Annotated in this window: 13 protein-coding genes; 9 read left to right on the top strand and 4 right to left on the bottom strand. The window is 55.9% G+C overall.

Annotated elements, in window-relative coordinates:
- Window positions 1-48: 48 nt before the first annotated feature.
- The gene (locus VQ830_RS21815; RefSeq protein WP_337270263.1) at window positions 49-1,227 is read right to left on the bottom strand and encodes a polysaccharide biosynthesis/export family protein; all 1,179 of its coding nucleotides are present in this window, start codon (window positions 1,225-1,227) and stop codon (window positions 49-51) included.
- A 360-nt stretch (window positions 1,228-1,587) separates the two neighbouring features.
- Between VQ830_RS21815 and VQ830_RS21810 the strand changes: the two genes are divergently transcribed.
- The 3 genes from VQ830_RS21810 to ku (VQ830_RS21800) all read left to right on the top strand — a co-directional run bounded on the left by VQ830_RS21810 (window position 1,588) and on the right by ku (VQ830_RS21800) (window position 3,521).
- Window positions 1,588-1,902, top strand: a complete 315-nt coding sequence (locus VQ830_RS21810; RefSeq protein ID WP_337270262.1) for a plasmid stabilization protein — start codon at window positions 1,588-1,590, stop codon at window positions 1,900-1,902.
- Window positions 1,903-1,974: 72 nt separating this feature from the next.
- Window positions 1,975-2,712: a glutathione S-transferase gene (locus VQ830_RS21805; RefSeq protein ID WP_337270261.1), complete on the top strand. Its 738-nt coding sequence runs from the start codon at window positions 1,975-1,977 to the stop codon at window positions 2,710-2,712.
- 2 nt (window positions 2,713-2,714) lie between these two features.
- A complete protein-coding gene (ku, locus tag VQ830_RS21800) occupies window positions 2,715-3,521 on the top strand; it encodes a non-homologous end joining protein Ku (protein WP_337270260.1) in 807 nt (268 codons plus the stop codon).
- 11 nt (window positions 3,522-3,532) lie between these two features.
- Here ku (VQ830_RS21800) and ligD read toward each other — a convergent pair whose 3' ends face one another.
- Both ligD and ku (VQ830_RS21790) read right to left on the bottom strand, forming a co-directional pair.
- Entirely contained in the window at window positions 3,533-6,049 is a 2,517-nt protein-coding gene (ligD, locus tag VQ830_RS21795) for a DNA ligase D (protein ID WP_337270259.1), read from the bottom strand.
- A 2-nt stretch (window positions 6,050-6,051) separates the two neighbouring features.
- The gene (gene ku / locus VQ830_RS21790) at window positions 6,052-6,909 is read right to left on the bottom strand and encodes a non-homologous end joining protein Ku (protein ID WP_337270258.1); all 858 of its coding nucleotides are present in this window, start codon (window positions 6,907-6,909) and stop codon (window positions 6,052-6,054) included.
- 210 nt (window positions 6,910-7,119) lie between these two features.
- On the opposite strand from ku (VQ830_RS21790), the gene msuE reads away from it, so the two are divergent.
- From msuE to VQ830_RS21765, 5 genes are all read left to right on the top strand, one after another.
- Complete coding sequence (gene msuE / locus VQ830_RS21785) at window positions 7,120-7,677, top strand: FMN reductase (protein ID WP_337270257.1); 558 nt, start codon at window positions 7,120-7,122, stop codon at window positions 7,675-7,677.
- Between the two features lie 347 nt (window positions 7,678-8,024).
- Window positions 8,025-8,600: an RBBP9/YdeN family alpha/beta hydrolase gene (locus tag VQ830_RS21780; protein ID WP_337270256.1), complete on the top strand. Its 576-nt coding sequence runs from the start codon at window positions 8,025-8,027 to the stop codon at window positions 8,598-8,600.
- Between the two features lie 63 nt (window positions 8,601-8,663).
- A complete protein-coding gene (locus VQ830_RS21775) occupies window positions 8,664-8,825 on the top strand; it encodes a hypothetical protein (protein WP_337270255.1) in 162 nt (53 codons plus the stop codon).
- On the top strand, window positions 8,806-9,465 hold the full coding sequence (locus VQ830_RS21770; RefSeq protein WP_337270254.1) for a peroxiredoxin: 660 nt from the start codon (window positions 8,806-8,808) through the stop codon (window positions 9,463-9,465). Before VQ830_RS21775 ends, VQ830_RS21770 begins: the two co-directional genes overlap by 20 nt.
- Window positions 9,466-9,628: 163 nt before the next feature.
- Entirely contained in the window at window positions 9,629-10,990 is a 1,362-nt protein-coding gene (locus VQ830_RS21765; RefSeq protein ID WP_337270253.1) for an FAD/NAD(P)-binding protein, read from the top strand.
- 132 nt (window positions 10,991-11,122) lie between these two features.
- Here the strand turns inward: VQ830_RS21765 and VQ830_RS21760 are convergent, their stop codons facing one another.
- The gene (locus VQ830_RS21760; protein ID WP_337270252.1) at window positions 11,123-12,019 is read right to left on the bottom strand and encodes an SDR family oxidoreductase; all 897 of its coding nucleotides are present in this window, start codon (window positions 12,017-12,019) and stop codon (window positions 11,123-11,125) included.
- A gap of 89 nt (window positions 12,020-12,108) precedes the next feature.
- Between VQ830_RS21760 and VQ830_RS21755 the strand changes: the two genes are divergently transcribed.
- Window positions 12,109-12,960, top strand: coding sequence for a helix-turn-helix transcriptional regulator (locus tag VQ830_RS21755; protein WP_337270251.1), 852 nt, complete (start codon window positions 12,109-12,111; stop codon window positions 12,958-12,960).
- The last annotated feature ends 254 nt before the right edge of the window (window positions 12,961-13,214 follow it).

The following is a 13,214-nucleotide window of genomic DNA, read 5'->3' as shown; positions in this document are numbered from 1 at the left end:
TGCTCAAAATCCGAGCAGAAGTCCAGGATCTACGTTGAGACCTGTTCTCTATTTTACCGTCGCCGCAACCGTTGCGCCGCCTGCTGCGATTCCAAGTGGAGCGCCAACGATTCCCAGGAACTTCGTCAGATCGACCGCTGGATGACGCGAGACGTAGATGACGTCACGATTCTTGACTGGGAATGTCTGCCCAACGAGAAGGCTGTCCGGATGCGTCATATCAAATCGATAGACGATTGGGTAACGTCCGTCGCGGTCGGCAGCCATGCCTTTGGCAAGCATTTGATGGAAACGCTGTGTGCCGAGGAGGCTCATGACTACATCGGGCTCTTCATATCTGAACAAGAAATAGCCCTTGGCATCCGTCGTCGTATCCTCACCGCCACCACCGAGTGCAACGGCCTCCAGAAGATTGAGGTCGTTAGACCCGAACTCTTTGCGGGTATTGTTGCGCGCCGTGCCAAGCAGAGTGAATGTCCGAGGCGTCTGCTGGACGAAAATCTGGTCGCCCGGCTGAACGTAGATATTCTCGCTCGGGTTTTCGATAATTGATTTCAGAAGCGCTGTTCCCGTCCGCTTGCCGCGTACGAGCGTCACGTAGGTTTCGTAAGGCTGTGCGGCCGGACCGCCAGCCTTGGCAATGACTTCCGTAATCTTTTCGCCGACGAGACTGAGCGGTACGACCGCCGATTTCTGGACTGCGCCCGACACAGTGACATTACGCGAGGCGGTCTCTACGCTTGTGACGATAACATCCGGTTCGACGGCTTTATTGGCAAGCGAAGCGAGAACAGCCTTTCGGGCTTCCTCAAGCGTCCTTCCTGCAAAGGTAACAGATCCAGCATAAGGAATCGCAACCTTGCCATCTGGCTGAACGACAACATCAAGACCGGTTTGCTTCGATTCGGACGTCGAGAACAGCCCGTCTGAACCGGCTTCGAAGATCGACACCTTGAGGTGGTCGCCCACACCGATCGTAACGCGGCCGACGCCGCCGCCAATGCCGAATTTGCGGTTCAGCGCCGTTGCAACATAGCTGGAGACGAGATCGGCAGAGCGTCGATCGACGTCGACGATATCGAAAACGGCAGCGTTCCGGCGACCAAGCTCCTGAGCGGAACGACCGGCGTCTTCATTGATTCTTCCTGCCACAGGACCCTGGCCAGGAACTGCCTGACAGCCAGCAACCGTGAGGCAAAGCGCTACGACACCTATACGACGAACCAAGCGGCATTTCCCTGTCTGTCGAACGGCAACAGCTCAGATAGCCGCTGCCCCAAAAACTTCTGGTGCCTGAAAAGCACAGCCAGCGCGCTACAACAAGACACTTCTCCATGATGGGCAGCAAAAAAGTTTCCGCTGCGCCATCAATGCAATAGTCGCCTCGCTGTTAGCGGCCAATCGCGGGCACCCTATCAAGGGGGCTCCTGCGCCGCCAGTAATACTAACAATTTTAGTTAAAAGCTTGCTAATTGCCGGTGGAAGTCGTTAACGATCAGCATTTAGCACGTCATATCCACTGACGGAACTTTTGCGTCTCGCTCCTGTTTTTCTGACACATACTGTCACTCAACGAGGAGGCTTGCCATGCCGCAGGGAGACAAATCGTCGTACACCGAAAAGCAAAAGCGCAAAGCTCAACATATCGAAGATAGCTATGAGAGCCGCGGTGTGTCCGAAAAAGAAGCAGAGAAACGAGCTTGGGCAACGGTCAACAAGGAAAGTGGCGGCGGTAACAAGTCCGGTTCGGGACGCGGCCAGGCGGACAATCACGCCTCCTCAAAGAAGGGCGGCGAAAAGGGTGGCGAGGCTTCTGCCGCAAGACCAGCAGCAGCGCGCTCTGCCTCAGCCAAGAAGGCGGCCGCGACCCGCAAAAAGAACGAACACCACGCCGCCCATTAATAAGGGCAGCGAAGGCTTTTCGAATCATTGGACAGCCAAGCGACAGGCCAATTTTCTTTTTCGAGGTCTACGATGAGCTATGAGCTCTATTATTGGGACGGCATTCAGGGGCGCGGCGAGTTTGTAAGGCTCGCTTTGGAGGACGCCGGCGCTGAGTATGTGGATGTGACGCGAGAGCGTGGCCACGATCCCATGATGGAAAAGATGGCAAACGATCAGCCAGGCATCACTCCTTTCGCACCGCCGTTTTTAAAGCATGGCCCACTGACGATCTCGCACGTCGCCAACATCTTGCTTTACCTTGGCAAGCGGCACCATCTTGCGCCATCGGACGAAGGTAACCAGCACCTTGCTCACGGCTTGCAGTTGACAGTCGCGGATTTCGTAACTGAAATTCACGACACGCATCATCCCATTGCTTCCTCACTTTATTATGAGGATCAGAAAGAGGCGGCGAAGAAACGGAGCTCTGTGTTCTGTAATGAACGCTTGCCAAAGTTCCTGAGTTACTTCGACAGCATTCTCGGAAAGCCCGGCCACTCAGCTCCTTACGTTTTTGGCGAAGAGGTTTCCTACGTCGACTTGTCGCTGTTCCAATTGATCGAGGGGCTTGACTACGCGTTTCCCAACGCGATGGCGAGGCATGCCGCGATCATTCCCAATCTCAGACAACTGTGGGAAAAAATAGCAAGTCGGCCGCGGGTAGCAGCCTATCTCGCCTCCCCAAGACGCCTTGCCTTTAACGAGGAGGGTATATTTCGGCATTACCCCGAACTCGACCCGACGCAAGAAAAGAAGAGTGGGGGCTAATCATGGCGGGACAGATCTTCTGGAAAGGCTATCTGAAGTTGTCGCTGGTGACAGCGGCCGTTTCTTTGACGCCGGCGACCACAGAGAGCAGCAAAGTCCGGTTTCATGTCCTCAACCGCAAGACAGGGCACCGTGTCGAAAGCCGATACGTCGATAGCGTGACCGGCAAACCGGTTTCGGATCGAGACGAGGTCAAAGGCTATCCGCGCGGCGAAAATGACTATGTCCTGATTGAGGACGACGAGATTGAAGCGGCCGGCATCGAAAGCACGCGGACCATCGATATCGACAACTTCGTGCCGGCGGGATCGATCGACTGGCGCTGGTACGACCGGCCGCATTTTCTTGCTCCTACCGATAAAGTCGGAACAGAGGCTTTTTGCGTGATCCGCGAGGCAATGCGCGTTAGTGGCGTCGTCGGCATCGCTCGCCTCGTTCTTTACAGGAGAGAACATGCCGTGCTTCTGCAGCCGCAGGGCAAGGGGATCATTTTGTGGACCCTGCGCTACAGCGCCGAAGTAAGGGATGCTCCAGTCGAAATCGACGCTACAGCAAAGGCGGACCGGAAGGTTTTGGCAGCGCTGAAGGCGCAGATCAAAGACAAGACGGAAGAATGGTCTCCTAAGCTTGCGCAGGATCCAGTTCAACGCAGGCTGAAAAGTCTGCTTCGCGCAAAGGAAAAAGAACTGCCAAAGCGCGCAGCGAAATCGAAACGCGCGCCGGTGAAATCAACCGGCAACGTCATCAATATCATGGATGCGTTGAAGAAAAGTCTGCAGTCCGAAAAGAGCGGAACCAACCGCCGTTAAGACCGGCTCTTTTACTTTCTCGACTTCTTTTCCAAAGGACGCGCAGCAGCAAAAAAATCTTCCCAAGCGTCGTGGGCAAGGCCGTTCACCCGGGCTGGCGAATTTGCGACGGTGAAATAAGCCGGTCCCACGTCATCGCTGAGTTCAGCCCATGCTAAAGGCATGGAGACCGGCGCACCAGGACGTGCCCGCGTCGAATAAGGCGCAACCGCGGTGCTACCGCGGCCGTTGCGCAGATAGTCGACAAAAATCTTTCCTTTTCGGCCGGCCTTCGTTGCCTTGGCGATGAAATGCGCAGGATCGTCTGAGGCCATCTCATCTGCCAACTGCTTCGCAAAAGCCTTCACGTCCGTCCAGCTTGCCTTTGGAGCCAGGGGTGTAACGACATGCAGACCCTTGCCACCCGAGGTTTTGACGAAGGCCGCCAAACCTGCCTCCTCAAGACGCGCCTTGATCTCTTCGGCGGCGGAAATGATTTCAGCCCACGAAACGTCATCGCCAGGATCAAGGTCCATGGTGATCATATCGGGTTTTTCCCAATGGCTGGTCGTGCCGCCCCAAGGATGAACCTCCAAAACACCCGATTGAACAAGCGCGACAAGTCCATCAAAATCGGTGATACGCAAAAGTTTCGGGCCGGATCTATCCTTCGGATCGGTGATCTCTTGGATGCTTTTATTCATGCCTTTCCAACCGTGCTTTTGGAAAAAGCGCTGTTTCCCGGTTATGCCGTCGGGGAGCCTGAGGAGCGATAGAGGCCTGTTAACGACATAGGGAGCCATGAACCGCCAGACCTGAGCATAATAGTCGACCAACCCTTGTTTCGTCACGCCGTCATCCGGCCAGTAGAGACGGTCGGGATGCGTGAGACGGACAGACGAAGTCGGCGCGGGCCTGGAGTTTGTTGGCTTTGCTTCCTGAACCACGTCTTTGGCCGCCTTATCCTCACGCAAGCCACGGAACGAGGCATGCCGCAAATTACCATCGGCAGACCAAGCACGAAACTCGATTTCGGCAACGAGTTCTGGCTTCACATAAACAAGCCCACGCCTCTCATCTGCCGTAAGTTTGTCAGCAAATGGGCTTTTCTTTTCTTCCAGCTTCGACAATCGCGCAAAAAGCGAACGAGCGACTTCCGCGCTAAAGCCGGTTCCAACGCGCCCAACATGGCGCAGGCCGTTTTTCTCCTGAACGCCTAACGCCAGAGAACCGATCGCTCCCGTCGCACTGCTTGAGATCACGTAGCCGCCGATCACAAATTCCTGGCGTTCCGCACATTTCGATTTAATCCAGTCACCGCCCCTTCCCGAGACATACTTGCTGTCCCGCTGCTTGGAGATGACGCCTTCCAGGCTGAGGCGACAGGCATGATCAAGAACCATACCTCCGGTCTCGTTGAAATGAGCGCTATAGCGGAGCCTGCCGCCGTCAGAAATGACGGCCTGAAGGCGATGCTTCCGCTCGATCAGTGGGCAGCTGGTCAGATCGAAGCCATCAAGATAGAGCAGATCGAACGCATAAAACACGAATCGGTCAGTGCGGCCCTCGCTAAGATCATGCTGAAGGGCTGAAAAATCTGAGGCGCCATTGCTGCGCTCTACCACCAATTCCCCATCGATGAGGGCGGTCTTGACATCAAGAGCGTTGAACGCCGACGCCATCTCTGGGCCAAACCGGTCGGTCCAATCAAGACCGCTTCGGGTCAGCATCGTGACCTTGCCCTGCTCAATCCGCACCTGGAGCCTGTAACCATCGAACTTGATCTCATGGAGCCAGCGATCGCCAGTCGGCGGCTTAGGCTTCAGCTTTGCTAGGACCGGTTCGATAAAATTAGGAAGGGGCGACTGCTTGGCGCCTTTTGGCAGGTCGGATGGACTTGACTTTACGGACGCGGCCTTGAAACCGGCTCTTGAGCCCGGCTTTTTCGTCTTCGACGTCTCCTTGGAGTTCCAGACATCATTGGGATGTTCCGCCACCTCCTCGACTGTCCTGCCTGTCTTGGCGGACTCGGGACGCTCTTCTAATATTTCGGCAGCGCTGTCAGGACGCGCCTCTTCATCATCCGCCTTGATCAAAAGCCAGTTTTCACGCTTTTCGCCGGGCCTCGGATGCATGCGCACCAAATGCCAGCGTCCGCGCAGCTTGTCCCCGTCGAGTTCGAATTCGAGATGTCCTTTTGAATAGCCTTTTTTGGCATCGCCGACTGGCTTCCATGTGCCGCGGTCCCAGACGATTACAGTACCACCGCCATATTGCCCCTTCGGAATGATCCCTTCGAAATCTCCATAGGAGAGGGGATGATCCTCGACATGAACGGCAAGCCGCTTCTCGTTGGGATCAAGGCTCGGACCTTTTGTGACTGCCCAGCTCTTCAGCACGCCGTCCATTTCCAAACGGAAATCATAGTGAAGCCGTCGCGCATCATGCTTTTGAATGACGAAGCTGTTGCCGGCAGATTTTTGGCGTCCGCCGCGTGGCTCTGGCGTGAGGTCGAAATTGCGTTTGCTGTTGTAGGTCTCGAGCGCCATGGTCAGCTCGCTTTCCGGTTAGTCGAAGAACCGGTGCGCCCGGCAGAAGCCTTTGTCTTGCGCTTTCCGGATGCATTGCTCTTGCCAGCCATCTTCGCGCTTTCGCGGAGGGCCTCCATAAGATCGACGACCTTCTCCTGGCTCTTGCGCTTTTTCTTTGGCGCGGCTTTGCCCTCTAGCTTGGCCTTCACAAGCTCGATCAAGGCCGTCTCATACCGATCCTCATAGGAAGCCGGATCGAAGCTTCCCTTCTTCGTTTCGATGATATGGCCTGCAAGCTGCAGCATTTCCTTGTCGAAATGGATGTCCGGAATATTCCGGAAGACCGGCGCCGGCTGGCGCACTTCGTAATCGAATTTCAGCATCACGCCGATCAGCGCCTCTCCCTGCGGATAAACAAGGAGCTTGCGGTTGCGCCGGAACAGGACGGCTTCGGCAAGGCCCGCCACCTTTGCGTCTTTCAAAGCACGCGCCATTAGCGCAAGATCCTCTGCGCTCTCCTCATCGGTCGGGACAATATAATAGGGTTTTTCGAGATAAAGCGTATCCATCTTCGCATGAGGGATAAACCGCTCGAGATGCAATACCTTGTCGCTGTTCGGCACGATCGAGGCGATCTCTTCCGCCTCAACACGCAAGTAATCGCCGTTGTCGAGTTGATAGCCGCGAATCTGGTCTTCGCGCGGCACTGGCTTGCCGGTGTCGCTGTCAACATATTGCCGTTCGACGCGATGACCGGTGCGCCGGTTGACGATGTTGAAAGAAACATGATCGGAGGACGAGACACCTGTATAAAGACCAATGGCGCAGGCGATATCGTCGAATTTCAGCTGCCCCTTCCAGCTTGCTCTGGCCGCCATATAAGGCTTCTCCCAACGCGAAACATTTTCTGCCTTTCAACTTTCGGGCAAGGCAAAGGTTCCTTGCAGCAAAGCGTTAGGGCTCGACACGCGGCCAATCGGCACATGTCAGAACAGCCATTGCGCGCAAAGCGGAAAGATTAGACCAGTTTTTCTTTTATCGACTATTTTTATAGACAATATTGGGTCCGTCAAACAGAGGAACCCACAATGGCCCTAAAATTGGTTGGTATCGCCGGAAGCTTCAACCGGCCCTCGAAAACATATTCGCTCGTAAGCCATACAGCCAAGCTTGCATCGAATGCCTATGGCTTCACGCAGGTGGTCTATGACCTTGCCGATGTCGGCCCTTCGCTTGGCACGTCACTTTGGCGCGGGCAGCTTGATGTGCAGGCGCAGAGTGTCCTTGCCGATATTGTTGCGGCGGACGCGCTGATCATCGGCTCTCCGACCTATAAAGGCTCCTATCCAGGGCTGTTCAAGCATCTCATCGACCTCATCGATCCGCTGGAGCTCAGGGGAAAACCGATTATCATCACGGCCACGGGCGGCGGTGAACGTCATGCATTGATAGTCGAGCATCAACTGCGTCCGCTTTTTGGCTTCTTTACCGCGCGGACCTTGCCGACCGCCATCTATGCGTCGGATCGTGATTTCACAGACTACCGCATCTCATCTGAAGCGCTCTCACAGCGCATCGACGACGCGGTTGGCGAACTATCAGCCTTTTTCCCGAAGCAGAACGAAGTGTTGGTCGCAGCTGAATAGCACTCCGGCGGGCTACAAGAAACAGAGGAAAAAGATGTCGTCTTTCTTGCTTACAATAGGACGTGCGATCAGCAGACTGAGACTACCCGAGCCGTTGCCGCTCACGCAAAACCAACAAACCTACAAGAGCAACGCCAGCCTCGCCGATAAACGGGAGCGCGAGCCTTTTTATTGGGGCGGTATTCCAGGTCTATGGTCGTAGTGCCATCAATCAGACGAACGTGCGGCAGAGATTGGAGGCTTCCGATCTTGGCGAGTGGAGCCTTGGATTAAAGTCGCGAACGCGCTGCAGATAGCAGGGCCGAAACGTGTTATTGATCGCTTGTGAGAAGACAAGGACCGTCGATATGACAACGCTTCTCCTGCCAGGCCTGTTCGGCTCGGATGATGGTCACTGGCAACGCTATTGGCTTGCCGAACGGCCGGAAAGCCTTATCGTCGAGCAGGAGGATTGGAATCATCCGCGCCTGCAGCCCTGGCTCTTCCGGCTGGAAGAAGCTTTGGAAAGCGCTGGGAGCGCCTATATTGTCGCCCATAGTCTCGGGTGCCTTATTACCGCACATCTTGCCGAGAGGCCGGCGGCCAGACGGGTACGCGGCGCGTTGCTGGTGGCCCCCTGTGATTTGCCGGCAACCGAAAAGCTTCATCCGGGTCATATCGGATTTTCCACGATGCCGACGGCGCGCCTGCCTTTCCCGACCATGGTCATCGGCAGCCTTAACGACCACTACATGTCACTGGAACGTTTGACGTTTTTCGCGCGCCTGTGGGGTGGGGAACTGCGCAACATCGGGCTTGCCGGCCATATCAACAAGGCAAGCGGCTTTGGACGGTGGCCGAGCGGCTATTCTTTCTTGGAAAAGCTCAAATGTCGCCCTCGCCCAAGGCCTCGCCTTGCTGCATCGCCAGCCGTCTTTTTGTGAGGCATATCGTGCAGACATGCCACGCTTGTGGGGCGCTAATCCCCCACGCTTGTAGGATGAACCATGCAGCGCAAAGCTGCGGCGCTCATCGATCGACGTCAGGTGGTTGTCAGCGCTGTTTATCTTCTCCATATCAAGAGGCTTACGGGAGCGCTGCGGACGAGCACCCGACTTGGAACATTCAACAGCTGGAAGGAAGAGCCATATGAGCCTTCGCATCAATGATATCGGGCCGGATTTTGAAGCCGAAACCACCCAAGGTCTTATCCGCTTTCATGACTGGATCGGTGATGGTTGGGCGGTTCTCTTTTCGCATCCAAAGAATTTTACGCCTGTCTGCACCACCGAACTCGGGGCAATGGCGGGGTTGGAAGGTGAGTTCCGCAAGCGGGGGGTTAAGATTATCGGTATTTCCGTCGACCCTGTTGAAAGCCATGGCAAATGGAAAAGCGACATCAAGGTCGCGACCGGCTTTGATGTCGACTATCCCTTGATTGGCGACAAGGATCTGAAAGTCGCAAAGCTTTACGACATGCTGCCTGCCGGCGCGGGCGAAAGCTCCGAAGGCCGCACACCGGCTGACAATGCGACCGTACGCTCGGTGTTCGTGATCGGCCCCGACAAGAAGATCAAGCTGATCCTCACCTACCCCATGACCACCGGCCGCAACTTTGCTGAAATCCTGCGCGCTATCGACTCGATCCAGCTTACCTCCAAGCATCAGGTCGCGACGCCTGCCAACTGGCAGCATGGGGACGACGTCATCATCACCGCAGCCGTTTCAAATGAAGATGCTGTGAAAAAATTCGGTAGTTACGAAACGGTCCTGCCCTATCTTCGAAAGACCAAGCAGCCGTCCGCCTGAGTAAATCGGGAATAGGGCTCTGTCGACTACAATGCCGTAACATGAAAGCAAGGGGCGGCGTGAAGGCGATGGAGCCCAACGCCAGACGTCAAGGCAAAGGACTTTGCATGGAACGTGGCGCACCGCAACTGCGCCGGCCATGTGCAAAGCAGCAGGAGGTCCAATGCTCTACGATGTGCTTGTCGTAGGTTCCGGTTTTTCGGCGATCGCTGTCGCCTGCAACCTCATCGAGTCCCTACCGCCCGATGCTGCCATCGGCATTGTTGGTGATGATCCCGGCTTTGGGCGCGGCACGGCCTATCGAACCGAGCTTTACCTCCATAGGCTGAATGTCCCTGCCGCGCGTATGAGCCTTTTCCCGGATCGCCCGGATGATTTCGTGGCTTGGTTAGAGCGGCATGGGCGGCACGTGAAAGCAGGCGACTTTGCATCACGCGCTGACTACGGCCTCTATGTTCGCGATAGTCTGGCAGGAATTCTGCGTCCTCGCGCTTCACGATGTCGCGTTGACTTCATCAAGGCCAAGGCGACAGGATGCATAGAACGTTATGCAGCCTCCACCGCATTTTCGCTGGATAATGGAGATCAGATCGCAGGCCGCTACGTCGTCCTCTGTCTTGGTCTCGGCAATGCACCCCTTCCGCTTGCCTTTGACGGCCTGACCACCTCCATGAGGAGCAAGATCGTCAAGAACCCATGGCGTCTTTCGTGGCTTCGGCGTGTCGCTCCCCATGATGATGTGACGATCCTCGGATCGGGCCTGACGATGATTGATCAGGTTCTGGCGCTGCGTGCGCGCGGTCATAAGGGGAACATCAACGTTCTTTCGCGGCGCGGCCTTGCCCCCCTCGGTCATCACCGCAACCACAGCCCTGCCACTGACCCTCGACTGCCTCCCCTGCCTTGGACGATCAGCAAGCTGCTCCGACATCTGCGCGACAAGGCGAGCGCCAGCGAGGATTGGCGCAGTGTGATGGACGGGCTGAGGCCGATCACGCAGAAGATATGGCAGCAACTCGACCCGGTCGAAAAATCGCGCTTCCTGCGGCATGCGCTGCCTTGGTGGAATATCCACCGCCATCGTGTCGCCCCCGATGTGTTCGATCGCTTTCAGGCTCTGCGCGATCAGGCTGTCCTTAAAATGCATGCCGGCTACCTGACGAGGGTCGATCAACACGACGACCGCCTCGAAATCTCGTATCGCAAGCGGCGCACGCAAATCGTGGAGAGCTTCAGTACCGATATCGTCGTTAATTGCACAGGTATGGAGCGGGCCGGCATCGATCATTCCCCTCTTTTGAAGGAAATGCGGAACCTCGGTATGATAGAAGCAGACCCGCTCGGGCTTGGTATCGCGGTCGATCGCGATTCTCGCATCCTTGCATCTGATGGCATTGTTCAGAAGAATATCTATGCCGTCGGCGCATTGACCGCCGGCCAGTTCTGGGAAATCACCGCTGTCCCGGATATCCGGGTCCAGGCAAGGCATGTCAGCCTCGCCATCGCCTCAGCCTATGCAAGATAAACAGCAAGTGTCCCTGCAAAGACTTTTCTGAGTCATGGATGCGCCCGCGCTCAGCGAATGAAGTGCGGGCACATTCAGTATCTTGCAGCTATATCCGCTTCTCTTGAGAAAATGCCACGCACTCAATCCAGATTATGCCGGCATATGTGCCTTCATCGCACGAAGATCCTCAACGAGGCTCGGTCCAACGGGATTCCATCCAAGGACCTCACGCGTCTTGGCGCTCGATGCCGGAAAGTCCATCCCCATGAAAATTGCCATCCAACCGAAATGATCCCCGGCATCTTCGGCCGGAACGGAAACAACAGGAAGATCGAGCACCTCACCGAGCACCTCTGCAATCTGCCGCATAGCGACGCCCTCCTCGTCCACGGCGTGGTATCGCGCTCCTTTCTCACCTCGCTCGATGGCAAGACGATAAAGAAGGGCAACATCTGACAGATGCGCTGCCGAAAATCGGTTTTTGCCTTCGCCCACATAACCAACCATCCCTTTATCGCGGGCTATCTCGATGAATGGGCTAATCAAGCCTTGCTTGAAGGGATTATGAACCTGAGGCAGGCGAACCACTGAAACATTCACACCCTGCTCCAGGAGAGCCTGCCCAGCGAGTTCCGAGGCGATTCTGGGATTGGGGTGGTCTCGATTGAAGACATCTTCTCGGGCGAGTTCACCAAAATGGGCGTTTCCCATTCCGGTTCCAGATGTAATCAGCAAAGGCCGGTTCGAGCCGAGAAGCGCCTCACCAAGGACTGTGATCACACGTCGGTCTTTTTCACAGTTGTCCACGAACCGTGTAAAGTTATGGTCGAACGCCGTATGAATAATGGCATCGGCATGCTCGGCGCCAGCACGGAACGTTCCAGGCTCATCGAGATCCGCGCGGTATGCAGTGATCCCGCCCTCGGAAAGGCGTTGCATTCCCTCTGAGGAGCGCGCTGTCCCAACAACCTCATGGCCGGCTTTTAAAAGCTCTGGAATGATTGCTGAACCAATGAAGCCCGTGGCGCCGGTAAGGAAGATACGCATGATCTGTCTCCTGTTGATTTGGAGAGCATAATCACGCTACCACTATGCTATTAAAGTAGTGATCTTATCCTATTATAAGGCTTAACAGGATGACCGTAAGCACAAATCATCTCGGGAAATTTCTGAGGGACAGACGCAGCCGGCTTGATCCCTTAACTTTTGGCTTTTCGGGACGGCGCCGCACCCCCGGCTTACGCCGGGAAGAAGTCGCTCAGCGTGCCAATATCAGCGCAACATGGTATACATGGCTTGAGCAGGGTCGCGGCGGCGCTCCCTCCGCAGACGTCCTCGACCGGATCGCAAAAGGCCTCATGCTCACCGAACCCGAGAGAGAGCACCTCTTCATGCTGGCGCTCGGTCGGCCGCCTGAGGTCCGCTACAGAGGTTCAGAAGGTGTCAGCCCCCGGCTGCAGCGTTTCATAGAGACCTTGGAAACCAGCCCTGCCCTCATCCGGACAGCCACGTGGGATATTGTGGCATGGAACCGCGCGGCGACGATTGTGATGACGGATTATGGCGCATTGGAGCCCAAGCAAAGAAATGTGCTCCGGCTCTTGTTCGGACAGTCCGGCATACGCCATGCCCAGCACAATTGGGAGGTCATGGCACGCTTTGTCGTAGGTGCCTTTCGCGCGGACGCCGCGCGGGCTGGCGCAACCTTCGAAATCGCGGATCTTGTGCAGGAAATGTGCGCGAAAAGCGCAGAGTTTAAAGCTCTGTGGGAAGAAAATGATATTGCGACCTCAGGCGACGGCACGAAGCGAATTACCCATCCGATCTTTGGAGAGATCGACCTTGAATATTCGAGCTTCTTGATTGATGGTCGACCGGATCTCAGCCTGATCGTCTACAATCCTGTTGATCCCGCCATTGCGTCCCTCATTTGCGGTGCTGTTCGTGATCGAGAGGGTTGCTCGGCGGCGATGGGCGCGGCTTCGTGATGGTCGGATGAGGAGCATCGTTTCCGTGGCGAGCGGCGACCGCTCGAGCGGCCGCTGCAGCTGCTGCACGCCTTGATTCGCGCAGTACCAACGGCTTTAACCCCTGATGGGGGTTATTGGACTTGGATGGTTTGTGTGCGACCTGAGAGATAGGTGACAAATCGTACCGGAGACATGGGTTACACTTTCCGACTTTATCGGGAGGTGTAGATGCCGTGGAGAGAGACTTCGGTCATGGATGAGCGTCTTCGATT

Origin of the sequence: Oryzifoliimicrobium ureilyticum, assembly GCF_037199735.1 — a bacterium.
Lineage (GTDB): Bacteria > Pseudomonadota > Alphaproteobacteria > Rhizobiales > Rhizobiaceae > Rhizobium > Rhizobium ureilyticus.
This window is presented reverse-complemented; position numbering and strand designations above follow the sequence as displayed.